The sequence below is a fragment of the Alkalihalobacillus sp. NPDC127517 genome (assembly GCF_050276055.1).
Lineage (GTDB): Bacteria > Bacillota > Bacilli > Bacillales > Bacillaceae_D > Alkalicoccobacillus.
In genome coordinates, this window is the sequence record NZ_JBNNQX010000001.1 from 276,364 (window position 1) to 294,981 (window position 18,618).

General features: G+C 41.9%; 19 protein-coding genes. 6 read left to right on the top strand and 13 right to left on the bottom strand.

The window, feature by feature from the left end; translation table 11 throughout:
* Positions 1 to 255: a DUF2642 domain-containing protein gene (locus ACQKKO_RS01260; protein WP_498643530.1), complete on the bottom strand. Its 255-nt coding sequence runs from the start codon at positions 253 to 255 to the stop codon at positions 1 to 3.
* 119 nt (positions 256 to 374) lie between these two features.
* Here ACQKKO_RS01260 and ACQKKO_RS01265 point away from each other — a divergent pair, with 119 nt between their 5' ends.
* Positions 375 to 1,592 carry a glycosyltransferase family 2 protein gene (locus tag ACQKKO_RS01265; RefSeq protein WP_498643532.1) on the top strand — a complete coding sequence of 406 codons (1,218 nt, stop codon included), beginning with the start codon at positions 375 to 377 and terminating at the stop codon, positions 1,590 to 1,592.
* Here the strand turns inward: ACQKKO_RS01265 and ACQKKO_RS01270 are convergent.
* On the bottom strand, positions 1,589 to 2,776 hold the full coding sequence (locus ACQKKO_RS01270) for a glycosyltransferase (RefSeq protein ID WP_498643534.1): 1,188 nt from the start codon (positions 2,774 to 2,776) through the stop codon (positions 1,589 to 1,591). The genes ACQKKO_RS01265 and ACQKKO_RS01270 overlap by 4 nt on opposite strands.
* 130 nt (positions 2,777 to 2,906) lie before the next feature.
* Here ACQKKO_RS01270 and wecB point away from each other — a divergent pair, with 130 nt between their 5' ends.
* Positions 2,907 to 3,977 carry a non-hydrolyzing UDP-N-acetylglucosamine 2-epimerase gene (wecB, locus tag ACQKKO_RS01275; RefSeq protein WP_498643536.1) on the top strand — a complete coding sequence of 357 codons (1,071 nt, stop codon included), beginning with the start codon at positions 2,907 to 2,909 and terminating at the stop codon, positions 3,975 to 3,977.
* Between the two features lie 431 nt (positions 3,978 to 4,408).
* Here wecB and ACQKKO_RS01280 read toward each other — a convergent pair whose 3' ends face one another.
* From ACQKKO_RS01280 to ACQKKO_RS01290, 3 genes are all read right to left on the bottom strand, one after another.
* A complete protein-coding gene (locus ACQKKO_RS01280; RefSeq protein ID WP_498643538.1) occupies positions 4,409 to 5,641 on the bottom strand; it encodes a glycosyltransferase in 1,233 nt (410 codons plus the stop codon).
* A 19-nt stretch (positions 5,642 to 5,660) separates the two neighbouring features.
* The gene (locus ACQKKO_RS01285) at positions 5,661 to 6,596 is read right to left on the bottom strand and encodes a glycosyltransferase family protein (protein ID WP_498643540.1); all 936 of its coding nucleotides are present in this window, start codon (positions 6,594 to 6,596) and stop codon (positions 5,661 to 5,663) included.
* Positions 6,597 to 6,869: 273 nt separating this feature from the next.
* Positions 6,870 to 7,079: an LPD29 domain-containing protein gene (locus tag ACQKKO_RS01290; protein WP_498643542.1), complete on the bottom strand. Its 210-nt coding sequence runs from the start codon at positions 7,077 to 7,079 to the stop codon at positions 6,870 to 6,872.
* Positions 7,080 to 7,383: 304 nt separating this feature from the next.
* Between ACQKKO_RS01290 and ACQKKO_RS01295 the strand changes: the two genes are divergently transcribed.
* On the top strand, positions 7,384 to 7,773 hold the full coding sequence (locus ACQKKO_RS01295) for a DUF3139 domain-containing protein (protein WP_498643544.1): 390 nt from the start codon (positions 7,384 to 7,386) through the stop codon (positions 7,771 to 7,773).
* 229 nt (positions 7,774 to 8,002) lie between these two features.
* Here the strand turns inward: ACQKKO_RS01295 and ACQKKO_RS01300 are convergent, their stop codons facing one another.
* Genes ACQKKO_RS01300 through ACQKKO_RS01310 form a run of 3 tightly spaced genes read right to left on the bottom strand, consistent with a single transcriptional unit; the run spans position 8,003 to position 9,969 of the window.
* The gene (locus tag ACQKKO_RS01300; RefSeq protein WP_498643781.1) at positions 8,003 to 8,269 is read right to left on the bottom strand and encodes a hypothetical protein; all 267 of its coding nucleotides are present in this window, start codon (positions 8,267 to 8,269) and stop codon (positions 8,003 to 8,005) included.
* Between the two features lie 51 nt (positions 8,270 to 8,320).
* Positions 8,321 to 8,755, bottom strand: coding sequence for a YkvA family protein (locus tag ACQKKO_RS01305; RefSeq protein WP_498643546.1), 435 nt, complete (start codon positions 8,753 to 8,755; stop codon positions 8,321 to 8,323).
* Positions 8,756 to 8,805: 50 nt separating this feature from the next.
* Entirely contained in the window at positions 8,806 to 9,969 is a 1,164-nt protein-coding gene (locus ACQKKO_RS01310) for a galactokinase (protein WP_498643548.1), read from the bottom strand.
* Between the two features lie 187 nt (positions 9,970 to 10,156).
* On the opposite strand from ACQKKO_RS01310, the gene ACQKKO_RS01315 reads away from it, so the two are divergent.
* Both ACQKKO_RS01315 and ACQKKO_RS01320 read left to right on the top strand, forming a co-directional pair.
* The gene (locus ACQKKO_RS01315; protein WP_498643550.1) at positions 10,157 to 11,440 is read left to right on the top strand and encodes a sensor histidine kinase; all 1,284 of its coding nucleotides are present in this window, start codon (positions 10,157 to 10,159) and stop codon (positions 11,438 to 11,440) included.
* Positions 11,437 to 12,336, top strand: coding sequence for a response regulator (locus ACQKKO_RS01320; protein WP_498643552.1), 900 nt, complete (start codon positions 11,437 to 11,439; stop codon positions 12,334 to 12,336). Before ACQKKO_RS01315 ends, ACQKKO_RS01320 begins: the two co-directional genes overlap by 4 nt.
* Before the next feature lie 17 nt (positions 12,337 to 12,353).
* Here the strand turns inward: ACQKKO_RS01320 and ACQKKO_RS01325 are convergent, their stop codons facing one another.
* From ACQKKO_RS01325 to ACQKKO_RS01340, 4 genes are all read right to left on the bottom strand, one after another.
* Positions 12,354 to 13,004 carry an amino acid ABC transporter permease gene (locus ACQKKO_RS01325; RefSeq protein ID WP_498643554.1) on the bottom strand — a complete coding sequence of 217 codons (651 nt, stop codon included), beginning with the start codon at positions 13,002 to 13,004 and terminating at the stop codon, positions 12,354 to 12,356.
* Positions 13,005 to 13,015: 11 nt separating this feature from the next.
* Positions 13,016 to 13,654: an amino acid ABC transporter permease gene (locus ACQKKO_RS01330; RefSeq protein ID WP_498643556.1), complete on the bottom strand. Its 639-nt coding sequence runs from the start codon at positions 13,652 to 13,654 to the stop codon at positions 13,016 to 13,018.
* Between the two features lie 63 nt (positions 13,655 to 13,717).
* Positions 13,718 to 14,530 carry a transporter substrate-binding domain-containing protein gene (locus tag ACQKKO_RS01335; protein WP_498643558.1) on the bottom strand — a complete coding sequence of 271 codons (813 nt, stop codon included), beginning with the start codon at positions 14,528 to 14,530 and terminating at the stop codon, positions 13,718 to 13,720.
* 27 nt (positions 14,531 to 14,557) lie between these two features.
* Positions 14,558 to 15,283: an amino acid ABC transporter ATP-binding protein gene (locus tag ACQKKO_RS01340; RefSeq protein ID WP_498643560.1), complete on the bottom strand. Its 726-nt coding sequence runs from the start codon at positions 15,281 to 15,283 to the stop codon at positions 14,558 to 14,560.
* A gap of 732 nt (positions 15,284 to 16,015) precedes the next feature.
* On the opposite strand from ACQKKO_RS01340, the gene ACQKKO_RS01345 reads away from it, so the two are divergent.
* Positions 16,016 to 16,336: a hypothetical protein gene (locus tag ACQKKO_RS01345; protein WP_498643562.1), complete on the top strand. Its 321-nt coding sequence runs from the start codon at positions 16,016 to 16,018 to the stop codon at positions 16,334 to 16,336.
* Between the two features lie 767 nt (positions 16,337 to 17,103).
* Here the strand turns inward: ACQKKO_RS01345 and ACQKKO_RS01350 are convergent.
* Positions 17,104 to 18,618, bottom strand: coding sequence for a UDP-glucose--hexose-1-phosphate uridylyltransferase (locus ACQKKO_RS01350; RefSeq protein ID WP_498643564.1), 1,515 nt, complete (start codon positions 18,616 to 18,618; stop codon positions 17,104 to 17,106).

Genomic DNA, 18,618 nt, shown 5'->3' on the forward strand with positions numbered 1-18,618 from the left:
TTACGTACGAATCGATTCGACCTTAGCGATCCGAACAATAATTTCTGTATCCAACGAATCCATCAGAACGACATAATCCTTTTTCACACTCACAACACGACCAGAAACATACCCAAACGTTGTAAGCACTTCAACATCTGCACCAACAAGTAAGGTCAATAACCTTTTTCTAGTGGTCGTTTTGTCAATGGACGATGGCCAAAGCAGGATGATGAAGAATGTTTTAAGCAAGAACCACATACGGATTAAAAACATGTTCTCCCTCCTTTCACAATCTTCTTTAGTAAATGTAAAAGAAGAGAAATTGCTTGTTTCATTGTCCTTGTGGTTCCAAAATTCCATGCTTGCCTGCTTACAAAAAGGAGGGCTTTACTTTGGATCATCTGCTGATACTGATTATTTACCGTCCTCCCTTTCATACGGTGTTCACAACAATCGCTTCGATTCGCGCCTTACCAATTCAGACATTGTCTATTTGGCTTGTACATACTTCATTCGAAAAAGTACCCTCTCTTCCACACGACATTCACCTTTTAGAAGTGAAGCCGGAAGACCTTGGACAACAACTGAATAAGCTTCTTCAATCTCAACATGAAACGCATTCGGCTTTAGTCCTTTTCTCAGGTGCGCATGCTTCAAACGATGAAAACTCAGCTGTTATGGTCCGCGGGAACACAGAACAAGTCTGGCTCTCACAGCAAGCATGGACTCGCTCCCCTTTTCCTGAGACTCGTTATATTCCGTTTAAAGAAGCATTTCTTGCCTATTGGCTGAACCATTTACCAAAGGACATGCCTTTTCAGCCGTTAAAGAATTCATCTCAAGGAAGAATGCCCATCACAGAGCGTGTAAAGCAGGAGTTTGCGATAACATACGAACGGCCGAAAGAACAGCTAACCTGTCCAGTGACTGTGCTGATCGCTCATTACAATCATGGCGATACAGTGGATACAGCCATTGCTTCATGTTTGGTAGGGAGATTTGTTCCAGAGCAAATCATCGTTATTGATGATGCGTCGACGGATTCCTCAAGGATGCACCTTGAGGAATGGAACCACCCGAGTCTTCACATTCATTTTTTAAAACAAAACGGTGGCAAGGCTCGTGCCTTAAATGCCGGATTGCTTCAAATTTGTACTCCGTTCATCTTAGAGCTTGATCCTGACGATTGGCTGGATCCTGATGCATTCACAAAAATAAACGAGAGCCTAGTAACCTGGCCTGAGAACTCACCTCTTCTCTATGGAAATTTCAGAAGATGGAATAGCTCCGACCATCAGCTACAGTACAAGGATATTGCCAAGGGACAACAGCTTGGATCAAAGCAAGAGCTATTAGCCTATCGACATCCGCTTGGCCCTCGGTTATATCGCTCCTCTTCACTAAAGAAGGTTGGTGGCTTTCCTGAGCTCACATACGCGGATGGAAGACTATATGAGGATGTTGCCGTTATGTATAAGCTGCTTGAGGAAGGTCCTTTTCATTACGTGGACCAGACGTTCTACAATGTCCGGAACCACTTAGACAGCATCACGCAAAAAAACCATGCCAAGTGGAATGGTTTCTTAAAATATTTAAAAGGTCTCAATTAAGGTAGAAGTGATTGGTACAACGAGACTAAGTGGCTTTCCATGTGCGCCCAGCTATATTGCGTTTCCATTACCCGTCTGCCATTTTCCCCTATTCTTTGGAGTAGCCTACGATTCTCATTGAGCCTTTTAAGCAATGCAGCATACTCTGCTGCGCTTGCTTCTTTTGCATCCACAACAAACCCACAGTCGTGCGCCTGAAGAAACTGCTTCATCTGCACACAGTGATTCACAATAGGTGGGATGCCACGTTCAAGATAGCTGAACAGCTTGTTAGGTAACGAATACTCACGATTAAGTGATGTAGACACATCCACATCAATCCACCCGACATCAACCGTATCAAGCATAGATGGAAGCTCATCGAACGGTACCCAGCCACTCCAGCTCATTCGCTCTGAATCCATTTGACCGGGTGGACCACCGATGACTTTAATATGAAGATTCCACTCACGTGTTAACTGATGAATCTCATAAAGCTTTTCCATACTCCCCTTCTGCCGATGCATTGCACCAACATAGCCTAATACGAGTGGTGCCCCAGTCCACTCCCTTTTCTGCCAAGGAGAAAGAAATGGCGAATTATACAAAACGAGCGTCCGAACATTTGAACATAATCGTTGAATGTCTGATTCAATCATCGTTGAAACAGTAATCACCGCATCAACAGTCTCATACATTTCTTTTAAAAATTGCGTAAGCTGCTGTTGTCTCAGTCGGCTGAGGGAGCGATCTCGCGGGTCCAAATCCAGCTCATGGCTATCATAAATAATTCGGCAACGCCTTGCTTTTTCGTTCAGCTTTCGCTTAATCATAATAGCCTCATAGCATGAGCTACGTTCGTGCGCGTGGTAGACATCAGCACATTCCTTCTCTCCAAGCTCTCTTAACTTGGAAGGAAACGGATCAACCTGACCCGCTTGAAGGTAATGGAGCTGATGGGCTATTGGTTTTGTAGACCTCTCCTGTTCATAGGTGACAAACCGAATTCCGTCATACATAAAAGACGACTCTAAAAACGCATCCTTTATCAGTTGTCCACTTGGTTCAAACAAAAAACCCTGCTTTCTTGGCACAATTAACGTAACCTCAAACCCATTTCGCATCAGGCTTTTTGCCTCTTTGTAAAAAATTCTTGCATCCAAAAATGGATGTTCTGAAACAAGAAAACAAACCTTTCCTCTCACGTGCAACCATCCTCCTCTAACTTCCTACCCAAGACCCCGAGCAAACGTCGTGGCATGAACAAGCTAGATACATATTATTTAGTATCGAATGATAAATAGAGCAAATTGGTGCGTTCGATAGGAGGAACTTATGAACATACTCACTGTCATTGGGGCACGCCCCCAGTTTGTTAAAGCATGTATGCTATCGCTTTGTTTTCAGAATGATCCTGATCTGAATGAGATTGTGGTTCATACGGGCCAGCATTATGATGCCAACATGTCTGATATCTTTTTTGATCAGCTTCAGATGCAGAAACCACATTACCATCTTGGTGTTGGGTCTGGAACACACGCAGAGCAAACCGGAGCCATGCTTGTTAAGATTGAAGCCATTCTACTAAAAGAAAAACCTGATGCGGTACTCGTTTATGGCGATACAAATTCCACACTCGCCGCAAGTCTTGCTGCTTCAAAGCAACATATTCCCATCATCCATGTAGAAGCTGGACTTAGGAGCTTTAACAGGCGTATGCCTGAGGAGATCAATCGGCTTCTAACCGATCATCTCTCCACATTACTCTTTTGCCCATCACAGGAAGCCGCTGATCAGCTTGCAAAAGAAGGCATTCAAAAAGGCGTCTATACCACTGGCGACATCATGTATGATGCGGTTCTTCACCATAGGTATGAAGCTATTAAACAATCAACTATTTTACTTAAACACGGACTTATACCGAAGAAGTATTATGCTGCCACCATTCATCGCGCAGAAAATACTGACTCACCAGAAAAACTTACAGCCATTATGAATGCTTTTGCCAAGTTAGACCTTCCTGTGATTTTACCTCTTCACCCAAGAACGAAAAAAATGCTAACTGAGCTCAAACTAGCTAAAGCAAAAAATATACACCTCATTAATCCCTTACATTATTTTGATATGCTCTCGCTTATGAGTCAGGCTAAAGCGATTTTAACGGATTCAGGCGGGATTCAAAAAGAGGCGTATATGCTTAAAGTCCCGTGTGTGACATTACGAGATGAAACAGAATGGACAGATACTGTTCGAACGGGCTGGAATCAGCTAGTTGATGCAAGCGATGAACAAGCGATGATTCAAGCAGTGAAGCAAGTGACAATTCCTACCGCTCACCCACCACTTTTCGGGGACGGGCAATCAGCCAAGCAGATGTGTGAGCTGATTAAGAAGCATTTAAAATAATTCAATAACGAAAAATAGAGGCGTTGACATAACATTCATGTAGCGAGTAAAACACGAACATAGCAAATAATCCGCTGCAGGAGAATCCCTCGCTTTCCACGGGAACGGCCTCAGCCCCCTCCGCGGGAAAAGCGTCGCTACAGTGTCTTCACCGCGTTCTGTTCCATAGGAGTCTCGGGGTCTCCCTCCGCTTGTTCAAAACAAAACACGAATGGCGAATGATTCGATTGTAGAATCATTCGCCATTTTTCATTGATTTTTAGTTTTGTCCCAGGCTCTTCTTTTATCCATCTACTCTAGCGAAAGTGGGAACGTAGACTCCAATGGAAACAGTGCGTGGTGAAGACTCTGTAGCAGTGGTTTTCTGCGTAAGAGGCTGAGGCCGTACCCCACGTGTGCGGAGTTCCCACTGGAGCGGAACCCTTTTTCAATTAAAGATAAAAGCTCGGAGACTTCTTCGACAAAAGCGTTTGGTAGATCTGGAGCATTCGTTTCTCCATCTGCTCCCAGCTATATAGTTTTTCCACAACTGCCCGTGCATTTGCGCTCATTTGCTCAAGCAGATCTCGATTATGATGTAGGTATAAAACCGCCTCTGCATAATCAGCGCCCGTTGCATGCTGCTTGTTTAAGACAATTCCGCATTGGTGTGTTTGAATGAATTGTTCCATGTCATGTAGCTTGTTCACAATGACTGGAATGCCATTGTTTAAATAGCTAAAGAACTTATTGGGCAAGGCATACGATCGATTTAACGAATGGTTCAAGTCTTCAAAGTCGATCCAGCCGATATCAATGTCGGTCATCTCGGAAGCGATCTGTTCAAATGGAACCCATCCAGTTAAGTGAATTTGGCCTTTGACTTCTTCCGGGATGTCGAGCGTCTGATGATGCAGTACACCACCGATGATTTTAAATGTAAATTCATCGATTTCCTTCGCGGCATTTGCTGTCATTTCAAAAATTTTATCACTGCTTCCTTTTTTCTTATCCGCAATGTGACCCTCATATCCAACTGTCAGCTTCTCAGCATTTTTTGCCTTTGGTTTGTAATCTGTATTTAGTGGTGGAGAGTTATATAGGATATCGATCGGAAGAAGCGGTTGTTTTGTAATATAGTAGGCTTTAATGGAAGGTGAGACGGTAATAAGATGGTCGATTTCCTTTAACAAATCATCGAGTAATTTCCCCATAGCTACTAGTCGAGGGTTTTGATCAAACGGATCAGGAATTAAGTCATGACTATCAAAGATAAGTGGAACCGATACCCCAGTGTGTGCGAGCTTCCGTTTAATGCCTACACCTGCAAATAATGAACCAACCTCATGCGCGTGATATACATCTGCTTTTTCCTTTAACCCCAGTTCAACAAGCGGGTTGGTAAAAAGCATGGCCGGGTCCTTAATCTGCTCATGCATATGCTCCACAGTTGGTTTAAACGTTTCAAAATCATAAGTGACAATTTCAATGCCTTCATAGGTAAAGCGTTTCTCTAAGCGTTCTGATTCAAAGGGCTCTTTGTTCACTTTAAAAAGCTTTCCCTTAATCCGAGGTACAATCATGACGACATCATAGCCGTTTTTCTTAAGTGACTTAGCTTCCTTCTGAAAAATACGAGTATCTAAAAAAGAGTGCGTATGAACAAGGATACATACTTTTGTCATGTGACCCTCCTCCAATTCGTTAGGGTATGTGCGCTTGGATCTCTTTCATTTTTTGTATAAGCTGATTGGCTCGTATCGAGGTCGTGTGTGTGTGGCGGATAAAATCGTGCCCGTTTTTCGCGATCGTTTGACGCTCTTTCTCATGAGTAAGATAATACTCAACAACCGATTGAACGGTGTCCTCTGATGCTTCGGCAAAATGAAAACCCGGTATAAATCCTAGGTCCTCAAGCTCCGTGAAGGCAGGAGCGACTAACAGCGTATTACACGCTAGAGCTTCAAAATATTTTTTTACTGGATAGGCATAGATCGAGGGACAGGTTAGGAAAATCTTAGATTGATTGAGTTGTTGCGCGTAGAAATGTCCAACCAGTGCAGAGCTTGCACGCGAGAAATGTTTGTAACCTGGATGTGGGGACGTCACAAATTCGGGATGCGCGTGAAAAACGTTCTCTACATGTTGCCTGAATGGATACACGTCGCTAATTTGGCCAAGTAAAAGGATACCTATCTCCTTTTTAAACTGTCGATCATAAAAGACGGATGGCTCAACAAAGTGAGGAAACCACTGTATTCGATTGGCGTATTCAGGGTATGTCTTCATGCAGGCATCCCTTGTCACACTAAACAAAAACGTATGACGATGCTTTTTTAAAAACGATCGTCTTTCCTCTGTAAATCTGTGAACGTCGTTTATAAAAACCGCTGAAGAAATATCTACCTCGTGTAACCCGTGAATGATCGGCTCAAAACGAGGACCAATATCTTGAACGATTAAGATAAAATCAGGCTTCCACGCCAAACTCTTAAGTATTTGGCGAATATGACCAGATTGTCTCCATGTAACAAGATCCACTTTCCTTGCAAGCTCCTGTTCAAGATAAAAATAATTACGATCAAGATACGTAGATGTATCCTTTGCAATCCATAGAACCTTTATAACACTCCCTCCCAACCAACCTCCTTCATGGTATGTATATGGTGCTTTTATGGTATCAACCATGACCCTTGTTCACAAAAAAAACTAACTAAGATTAGAAACTAGTTATGTCCCAGCCTTCTTGGTATTTTAAGTTTTGATACGTTTCGTTACACTTCCAATTTTTCTATATTCACTATGGGCTTTTCTTAGATGTAAATAGATGGCCTTTCGGTAATGTTGAATAGATTTTATAACGGAATTCCTCGCTTAATTCCTGCGTAGTTCTTACGCACGTGTTTCCACCTACTAATATATCTCCACCGAATTCACATTTATCAACTTTTCTGTAATGCGAGGTGATCTGCTCAACCGATTCGATACTCGATAGGTCCATCCATTTAATTGAAATCGCTCATCCAAACCGCCACGCTTTGTCGTTAGCGAGAACTTAGTATCTGGATACTCTGCCTTTAAAGCATTTCTTATTTCCTCCGCTTGATCTTTAACATCCATCATGATCTATTCCTCTGTTTTTTTATAACTTGCTTACAGCTAGTGATAATACTTGTTATCTATTAACATAAATCGTTTTATTAATGTTAATGTTCTTGTTAATTTGATTATGTTTAAATCTATTAACTTATTGGATATATTGACCCAATAACTCCCTTCATTCACAATAAAAAGAAGATAACTTAATAATCCACCTTCTTTTTCACGGAAAATTTTTTTATAATTCGCCTTTGTTGTTTTTTTCTTTCACTCTCACCCTTCCTCTGGAATTAACATGTTAAAACGTTTTTATAGGAGGATACGGAAAATGATATGGAAAAATAAGATAATGCTCACTCTAGTAGTTGGTCTAGCAGTTGTTACTATTTTAGGATTTCTTTATTATTTGTATAATGGTAACCCATTTTTAAGGTATGAACGTATGAATCAAGTAGAAGATCACATTGTAGAAAATGGAGGATCACTTGAAAATATTGAAGATATAAGTGCCAATTGGTTTACTAGTAGAGGAGACTTTGATATTAATGTTGTTTTTGAAGATGAACCTGAACTAACATATGTCTATCTTTATTTTAATTCACAGGAGGGTATAATTCTCTCTGGGATCTATGAAGGCGAACCTTTTGGTGATAGCATACGTTTAGAAGAAGGCAAAAACGGCTCTATTGAAGAAGAAGGTAGAGAAGATAGCAATTAATCATTACAAAGAGTATCCTAATTTTCGGGATGCTCTTTGTAATGATGTTTTTAATTGATTTCGTTTAATAATATTAATGTTACTGTTAATTAATAAATAAAATATACTAAGATTAGTGGGTAAGATCATTGACGGATGAATAAAACCACTAATCTCAGTATGCTTTTATGGCTTCAACCATGACCCTTGTTCACAAAAAAACTCGACATTCGTTTGAATGCCTAGTTTTCTATCCATTCCGTTCCAGTTGGTCAACGTATTGCTTTGCCTCAGCTAAAGAAATCCGGTGAACGGTTCGTAGTTCTTTGATGGCCTTAATCTTTTGTCCCTCACGTAGCAGTTGGCGTAACCGATCATTTAAATCCACATCTCCTGATATCGCCTGCCCTTTCTCTTCAGACACAGCGTGAGAAGAGTGACCAGCGTGGCTCGCGCGAAGATTTCTTATCACAATCCACTGTACGACTACAATTATAGCTAATATAAGAATAATCACTTGTTCCAATTATCCTCCACCTCTTTCTTTTATCCTAGCAAACGGTTTGGCTTACGAGGAAGTGGTAGACTTTTGATCAACCTTGTCATCAACAAACTGAATCTCTTCCTGAACATCCTGACCAAGCAGTTTTTGCACCCGCGCTCGTGCCTGAGCCTTTGTTGAATCATCTATATAGGCAGCCACTAAAAGAAGTGCACCCGTTAATGCCACCATATCATCCGTGTATCCGATGATCGGAGTCATATCTGGAATGAAATCAATTGGCATAATAAAGTAACCAAGTGCACCAAGAATCGTAGACCTCGCCTTTAAGGGAAGATCCGGTTTTCTAAACGTGTAGTAAAGTAAGAACACAGTATAAATCCCCGCTGCGCCAACCTTCTTTGCGTACTTCCTAACCTTCATCCAGAAAGTCTCCTCTGAGAACTCATCCTGATATGCCGCAAGATTGTTTGGGTCTTCAAGTTCAGTACGTTTCTTCATTGAAACACACCTCCACGTATACTATACCCGCATGACCCGTAGCGAACACATTATAATTCCCGTACCCCATGACCAGCTCGACTTACATAAAATTCAGGGATGTAGCCGATCTCATCCTTATACTGCTTCTCCACTAAGTCACGAAAGTCTGTTACGTGATTTTCGTGCACAAGGCTTACAGTACAACCACCAAAGCCTGCACCTGTCATACGAGATCCAATGCAGCCCGGTGTGTTCTGTTGAATACGCACAAGCGTATCAAGCTCAAGTCCAGTGACTTCATAATCAGATGCAAGTGATTGATGGGAAGCGTTCATCAGCTCACCAAAGGCATCTAAGTCACCCAAACGTAATACATCTATCGCATCCACCACTCGTTGGTTTTCCATGACAACATGGTTCACTCGTTTACTGAGCACATGATCCTCCAGAAAGTCCCTACACTCATTCCAAGAAGCAGTGGTCAGATCACTCAAGGTTTCAAGCATCACTCCCCCATCCTGAAGAACACGCAGGGCTCCCTCGCATTCACTCCGCCGTTCATTATAAGCAGAATCAGCAAGTGTTCGCTGTTTGTTTGTATTGGTGATCACCATCTGATAGGTTCCAAGTGCAAGTGGCACATGGTCATACGTAAGACTTGCTGTATTTAGAAATATGGCTTGATCTTTTTTCCCCATTCCTACAGCGAATTGATCCATAAGCCCACTTTTAACACCTATAAAATGATTTTCTACAGCCTGACATACTTTCGCGAGTTCAACCTTCGGCCAATGAGCACCCGTTATTTCTGAAACCGCGTAGGCTGTCACCATTTCGAGCGAAGCAGATGATGAGAGCCCGGCTCCGTTCGGAATGGTACCTTTGACTAAGATCTCTGCACCAGGCAGTTGAAATCCTTCTTCCTTAAATGCGGCGAGTACACCTTTAATATAATTTCCCCATCCGTGTGCTTCGTCATAATTGAGTTCCTTGCCACTAAACTCAACTTTTTCTGCAACGTTTGTACTCGTTAAATAAAATTCACCATCTGTTCGAAGCCGAATGGCCATATATGTACCAAGCTCAAGAGCTGCCGGGAAGACAAATCCTCCATTGTAATCTGTATGTTCACCAAGCAAGTTGACACGACCAGGTGCAAAGAAGATTCGTTCTGGCGCATGGCCATTATAGGTCGCCTCAAACTCACGGTGTAGGTTCATTAATTCTTGCATTGTTGTCCACTCCTCAACAGTCCATTTAAAAAAAGTAAGCGCTTACCATATTAAGAATATCAAGTTATAATAACAAAAGAAACAGATAACCTCTACTCGGGTCAAAATAAATAATCGGATTAAAACTCAGTACTTTTGATATACTGTATAAATGCTCTTTTACCATTTAGTATTTAGTAGGTGACATATGTTTAAGAATGTACATTGGTTAACAATCTTATTTGTTGCAGCAGCAACAGCGATCTGTGGCGAGCTACGCATTGCTCCTTTTGGTACGGAATTTCGCTTTGGACTTGGAAGTAGTGCATTCTTTTTGCTTCTTTTATTATTTCCTTATTTGCCTTATATCTGGACTGGCTTGGTGACAGGACTTGTTGTTGTTATTTTCCGCACACTCACTAGTAGCCTGTTCATTAATGATCCTTCCATGTTCTTTGATGCATGGAACATTCATTTTTCAGCTTTCTTTTATTATCTTGTTTTTGGGATGGGGATGTTCTTTCTTCCAAAGAAGCTCCCTGATAAAAAACTCCTCTTATTCGGTCTCTTCGTTATCGGAGTAGATGTACTTTCGAATATCGCTGAGATAAACGCTAGATTCTTCTTCCTTCAGACGAACCTATTACTTGCAACAGAGTGGTTAACCTTGGTTGTTGTAGCAGCCATTCGTGTGTACTTTGTGCTGGGACTATATGGTGGGTTGAAGATGCAGCAATTAAACGCAGTTCATGCCGAGCAGCAGAAGCGCTTTGAACAAACGTTAGCTGTAAGCTCCACTTTATATGGAGAAAGCTTCTACATGAAAAAGATGATGAATGATATTGAATCCATTACTGGTAAGAGTTATCGCTTGTATCAAAAGCTCCAAGACCTTAATCTACCAATACCGGCCAGAGAAGCCCTCTTTGTTTCTGAAAATATTCATGAGATTAAAAAGGATGCGCAACGCGTGACATCAGGTCTAATGAAACTGCATGATAACAATAAAATCTTTACTACGTTAGATTTGTCTGAGGTTGTTCACTATGTGGTACTCGGAAACCAATCATACAGCACGTGGTTAAATAAAGAGATTGAGTTTACAACGGACTTATTAACAGATTATAAAACCGACCAGCACTTAGCCTTACTTAGTGTGTTAAATAATCTTACCTCTAATGCAGTGGAAGCCATTTCTGAATTAGGGACCGTATATATTCAAGTTTCGGAAACGGATGATCAAACGATTTTCACCGTCACAGATGACGGACAGGGCATAAAGGAGCAGGATGTTGACTTTGTATTTGAGGCAGGTTATACAACAAAGTATCACATGAACGGCGAAGCCTCTACAGGAATAGGTCTCTCGCACGTCAAACATGTTGCTGCGTCATTTGAAGGAACCATTGATGTGACCTCACCGATAACGGGAGGAGCACAATTTGTTCTTACTCTTCCAACCTATCGATTAAAACAGGAGGACTCATCATGATTTCGTACTGTATTATTGACGATCATAAAGCAACCAGACGGATGATCGAACAAATTATTGAGGATGCGATGCTCGGCACAGTTGTAGGAAGTTCCTCTGGTGGATCCGAGGGAATTGAACTGGTGCTGAGCACAAATCCACATATGGTTCTAATTGATTTACTGATGCCTGAACTAGACGGAATTGGAATGATTTCTGAGCTTAAAGCAAGAGGATATAATGGAAAGTTTGTGATGATTTCACAGATTGATAACAAGGATATGGTTGGAGAAGCCTACAAAATGGGGGTTGAATTCTTTATTCATAAACCGATTAATATGATCGAGGTTGAGTCGGTCTTAAACCGGATTAATATGCAGTTCACCGTTGATCGCTCCCTTCTCCAGATCCGTCAATCTCTTGCGAATTTAGAACAGGTACAGCCGATGATGCTTCCATCAACAAAAAGTCACTCTGCCCGAGATACAGCTCAGAATCTATTAATGGATATGGGGCTGCTTGGCGAGCGTGGTTCACAGGATTTGCTTGGTGCCATCGAACTGTTAGTTGAATTAAAGCTGCCTACCTTCCCTCCGTTAAAAACGTTGTATTCGTTACTCGCCAAAGAACGCGAGCCAGATGTGGACCCAGTTCGTGAAAGCAAAGCAATTGAACAGCGAATTCGCCGAACGGTTACAACCGCATTATCCAATATGGCGTCCGTTGGTTTAACAGACTATGCTAATCCAAGATTTGAGTATTACGCCCCACTGTTTTTTGACTTTCAGGATGTACGCATGCGGATGCAGGAGCTTGAGAAAGAAGCCGAACAAAGTCGTGTGAAAATAAACGTAAAGAAATTCATTCAGGTGCTCTTCTGGGAAACCCAGGAGAAAATGAAAGGAGCTCAAAGCTAAGGCTTTGGCTCCTTTTTTTATACGTATTTTGCTTCGAATCTGCGAGCAATTAAAGACAAGGTGTAATTTACGATAAAGTACATCATCGCTACAATGAATAGTACTTCAATGACGATGTTTGATTGCCCACCATAAAGAATTCTCGCGTGGTGCATAAGCTCCGGGAGTGTAATAACAACCGCAAGCGACGTATCCTTAAGTAAAGCAATAAACTGACTGACCGTTGGCGGAACCATCCGTCTTAACGCTTGCGGTAATATGATATGCCACAAGGTACGAGTATAGGATAGTCCAGATGAACGTGCTGCTTCAATTTGGCCCTTATCAATGGAGTTTAATCCACTTCGGACAATCTCCGAAATTAATGCTCCTTCAAATACGGTTAAACCAATAACTGCAGCAGTGATCACACTCATGTCGATTCCCACTTCAGGCAAAGCAAAATAAATAAAGAATAAGATTAATAGTAATGGCAGGTTACGAATGGTATCAACCCAGACCGCCACAATTTGTGATAGTACCGGTATTTTCGCATAACGAATCACGGCTAGTATAATTCCTGTTATAAAGCTAAAGACAATAGCTAGTCCAGCTACTTGAAGAGTAACAAGGAAGCCCTCGAATAAATAGCTAAGATTGGATGCTGTTAATGCTTCACCAAAATTCATTTATTCCCCTCCTAGTAGCTTCTTGATACTCTTTTTTCTAGGTAACGAACGCCAAAACTAAGCGGAATCGTTAACACCAAGTAAAAGAGACCAACAAAAATATATGTGCTAAATGCTGCAAATGTCTGGCTATTAATTAAATCGCCATAATACATAAGATCTAATCCCCCAACCACACCGAGGATCGACGAGTTTTTAACAAGGTTTAACGTTTGGTTACCAAGTGGCGGGATGACCATTTTTACAGCCTGCGGTAAAATAATATGCCACATCGCTTGTAGGTAGTTTAGGCCTGATGAACGCGCTGCTTCCATTTGCCCTTTTGCAATTGACTTAATCCCTGCACGAATGGCCTCCGCAATAAAGGCTGCCGTGTAAACAATTAACCCAAGTGTCCCTGCCTGAAACCCTCCTAAACGAAAGCCCATGTAGAATACAAAGACAATGAGTAAAAGCGGGATGTTCCGAATAAATTCAACATAGATCGCACCTACAATGTTTAATGGCTTAAACGGAGCAATTCGAAAAATCGCGATAATGGCACCAAGCACAAAGCTCCCGATCAATGCTAAAAAGCTAGCAAAAAGAGTAATCTTAAACCCTTCTAAAAACATATCAAAGTAATTAATGAGAATTGAAAAATTAATCATGACTTAAACCTCCCGCTTGATAAACAAGGTAAGAGCTTCACACTCTCACCTTGTTCAAAAGTCTTATTCGCCCTCAGGAGACTCCCCAATCCACTCTTCATAAATCGCGTCATATTCGCCGGACTCTTTAAGATCCGCTAGGACTTCGTTTACTTTCTCTGTGAACTCTTCATCGCCTTTTTTAATTGCAATTCCGTATGGCTCATCAGTGAATGTTCCACCAACAACCTCATAGTTATCATCCTGTTCAGCCATACCATAAAGGATGGAGTTATCTGTCGTTAGCGCTTGACCTTGTCCTGCTTTCAGTGCAAGGAATGCTTCCTGGTAGTTTTCTAGCTCAAGAACCGTCGCGTCTGGCTTCAGCTCAAGTAAGTTTGCTCCAGATGTTGCCCCTTTTACCGCAAGAACTGTCGTATCACCGTCTACATCATCAATGCTTTGGATGTCACTGCCTTTTTCAACAAGTAATGACTGACCCGCTTCAAAGTACACATCAGAGAAGTTAACCTCTTTTGCACGCTCTTCTGAAATTGTCATTGTTGCGACGATGGCATCAATTTTACCGTTATTTAAAAGTGGGATACGTGTTTTAGATGTAACTTCCACAAATTCAATTTTTTCTTCGTCCCCTAAAATATCTCCAGCAATGGCTTTAGCGATATCAATATCAAATCCATTTACTTCACCAGAAGCTGGATCCTTTAAACCAAACAGATTTGTATCGAATTTTACACCGACTACAAACTTGTCACGATCTTCAATCTTAGCTAGTGTGCTATCGCCCTCTTCTGAAGCTTCCCTTGAGTTTCCACCACATGCTGCTAACGCGAGTACCATTGCACCTGCTACTGAACCGATCAACCACTTTTTCATATTCATTACCCCTCTCAATGTGTAAGATTAATGTAATAAACGACTGAGGAAATTGCGTGAACGTTCTTCACGTGGATTCGAGAAAAACTCAGCCGGAGTTGCTTCTTCTACAACGCGTCCTTCATCCATAAAAATGATGCGATCCGCTACTTCTTTGGCAAAGCCCATTTCGTGTGTGACCACAACCATGGTCATACCTTCTTTAGCCAATGTTTTCATGACTTCAAGTACTTCTCCGATCATTTCTGGATCTAGTGCCGATGTAGGCTCGTCAAACAGCATGACCTGAGGCTTCATCGCAAGTCCACGTGCAATCGCTACACGCTGCTGCTGTCCACCTGATAGCTGTGAAGGATAGGCTTCTGCTTTTTCAGGAATACCTACTTTCTCAAGATACTGCATCGCCGTTTGTTTGGCTTCTTGATCGGTTTTTTTCAACACTTTTTTAGGAGCTAACGTAATATTCTCAATTATCTTTTTATGAGGATATAAGTTAAAGTGCTGGAACACCATACCGATATCACGGCGCATTTTATTAATATTGACTTTTTTATCATGAAGAGCAAACCCATTCACATTAAGCTGCCCGTCAGTAATTAATTCAAGACGATTAATACAACGAAGCATGGTACTTTTACCGGATCCGGATGGACCAAGGACAACCACAACTTCTCCTTTTTCGATCTCAATGTTCACGTCCTTTAACACGTGAAAATCACCATAGTACTTGTTCACATTCTTAAAAGAGATCAATACTCTCCCCCCCAAACCTTTTATAATGACAAAAAGTTACTTAATGGCATCCTACAGAGATGACTAACAAATCCTACAGAAACCTACAGGAAAAACACTGTCAGATAATCTAACACAATTTACTTTTTAAGTGCTTTCAAGGAAATAAAAGGATAATTACAAAGCAGTTTATTTGGAGCTTCGGCGGACGCTATCTGGATGGGAGCCCGCTTTGTTTTGAGGGTGGAGGAGTTTTGAGGAGTAGATTTAAAAAGGTAACTTTATTTTGGACCTAGATTGTTGATTTCATCTTCTGTTTGTTGATTCCGTCCTCTCTTTGTTGATTCTTCACTCTCTTCGTTGATTCCGTCTTCTCTTAGTTGATTTTTACTTACCAAGCTCTGTAACGTTCGCCGGATTCCCTACTACTCTACTCCTTTAAAAAAGCGTGACGCGCATTAAACCTAACGGCAAAAGAACCTATGCTCGGAGTTTGCGCTTCGGCCGCCGCTACCGGGATGGGGGGCACGCTTTCCATGGGCGGGCGGTGAACTAAACTGGCTTCGCCTAGTTCATTTCTCCTTTGCCCTTTCCTCCCATAGGAGTCGGCCTCCCCATCCCGTCCACTTTGTTTTGAGATTTAATGAGTTTTAGTTATGTCAACATCAGATAAGCTTGAGTTACTTGGATTTTATTGAAATATTTAGCGCCCTCGAATACGATATAGGTACTACATTGTAAGGGAGAAAATCGATGAACGAGGAAAACGATGAGATTGAAGAAGTAGAAGATGTTGAAGTAAAAATGAAGCTGATGTTTATTGAATGGTTACGTTGGATCGCAATCTTTTATGGTGTAGGATCCTACATTTTCTTCTTATCCGTTTCATTTATAACAAGTATAGATTCACCTCTAATTTACTTTTTTTCAGCTCTTTCAGCATTATTTGTTATTCCTTACATACCACATAGGAAAGTACGGAGAGTTTATATTATTTTGAGTATCCCTGCCTTTTTATCCGTTTTATTCATTTCATTTGTTACGTTCATTCAATTCCTATCGTCACTTCAATAAGCGTGAAACACCTCATTAAGAATACAACCTCTTCTCACTTAATCAGTGCATTAATTTTTATCCTTTGAAAAAAGGGTCATAGCCATTTGACGGACTCCTTACAGTCGTAGCTTATATCAAAGTGACTTCTGACTTAAGCGAAAGAGATGTTGTTGAATACTGCGATGAATGATGCGAGATTCACATCAATGGAAACGAATGCTAATCCTGATCAAATAGGAAAGATTCAATGTTAGTATGAAGACAGGATGCTGAATCCTTAGGTAATGATCAATTATCTAACGAAGTTACTTCAAACACATACATTGTTCAGCTCAGAGAAGTATTCGATTATCCCTTTTTTGGAGACTTACATTAGATAAGTTAATTTTTAAACTCTATTCATGTATTAAAAATAATTCGCAAAAACCAAGCGGACGGGATGGGGGCCGACTCCTATGGGAAGAAAGGGCAGAGGTGAAATGAACCTGGCGTAGCCGGTTTAGTTCAGCGCCCGCCCATGGAAAGCGTGCCCCCATCCAGGTAGCGTCCGCCGAAGCTCATGATCAATCCCTTCTCTACACCTCTAAACGAGTATGTCGCGCCATACCAAGCGGATGGGACGAGCGGACGACTCCTAAGGGAGAAAAGGGCAGGGGTGAAATGAACCTGGCGCAGCCGGTTTAGTTCAGCGCCCTCCAAAGGATTGCGTTCCGCTCGGCACGGGAGCGAAGCCGAAGCATCAAAAAAACTGCCATCCTCTAAAGGTGGCAGTTTTTCGTTTTATCTTATTCATCTAAACTCGCAATAAATCGTTTAAAGGCTTTCACTCCTGCTTCGTCTTGCTTGAAGACACCGCAGTGGCTCATCGCTTGAGAGAAGATCTGTCCGACTTCCTCTTTTAATAGAGGTAACGCTTCTTCCTTTGAAACAGAAGGCTGTCTGTTCATAAGTTCTCCAAACCAAGCTGCATGTTTTGAAAGCTCCGGATGCTCAGCAAGCTTTTCATCCACTTGTTCAGCCCCTACCATCTCAGCTAGCTGCAATAGCTCTTGCTTCAGACGTCCTGGCAGGATCGCTAGCCCCATGACTTCGATTAATCCAATGTTCTCCTTTTTAATCGGATGCACTTCCGCATGAGGATGGAACAAACCGAGTGGATGCTCTTCGGTCGTCCGATTGTTACGTAGAACCAAATCTAGCTCATAATCTTCTCCCCTGCGCCGTGCAATCGGAGTAATCGTGTTATGCGGCTCCCCGTCTGTTTCTTGATCAATCTCAGCTTCAAGATCTGTATACTTCCGCCATTGATCGAGGATATATGCACCCGCTACTTCCAGACGGTGACGGTCACTCGCTTGTAAACGAATCACAGACAACGGCCATTTTAAGAGGCTCGCTCTTACTTCAGGATAGTAAGGCATCGTAAAGGTATCAAGCTCCTCCGCTCGTGCCATCGGAAATTCGTATTGCCCCGCTTGATAATGATCATGGGTTAAGATCGATCCTCCTACGATCGGTAGGTCTGCATTGGAACCTATAAAATAATGTGGAAACTTCTCTACAAATTCAAGCAACCGCCCAAACGTCTGCTGCGTGATTTGCATCGGGCGTTTCTCTTCAGAAAGAACAATGGCGTGCTGATGATAGTACACATAAGGTGAAAACTGCATCAGCCACGATTCTCCTCCAAGTTCAATGGGAACCTGGCGAAGGTTTTGCCTAGCCGGGTGATTCAAGCGACCCGCATAGCCTACATTTTCTTTATGAAGCAATCCATCAGGATAGGAGCTCGCTGCAAGGGTCCGACTTTTAGCAATATCCTTAGGATCAAGCTCAGGCTTAGACAGATTAATCGTCACCTCAAGCTCTCCATACGGCTGAGCCGACGTCCAAGATTCGTTTAATGCCACACGGTCCATGCGAATGTAGTTTGTATCTTTGGAAAGCTCATAGAAAGCCGCTGTTGCTTCAGCTGGCCCACTCGAGTTGTATGTTTCATAAAAAGAGGCTGTCACCGCGCTCGGCCACGGGGTCAAACAACCCATAAGCTTTGTATCAAACAAGTCACGTTGAATCACCGAATCTTCCAGTAAGCCCTTTTCAATCGCCCATTCTGTTATTGGTGCGAGGATCTCATCCACTGTCCACTCATCGGAAAAAGCAACGTCTTCAGGTTTCGCTTCATCTAACTCTAATACTTCAAGTAATCGATTTTTTGCATATTCCCGGTCACCAACGCCTAGAAGATTTTTCTCTGTAGCAAATGTCAGTAAGCGTTCGATTGATTGATGAATCGTCAA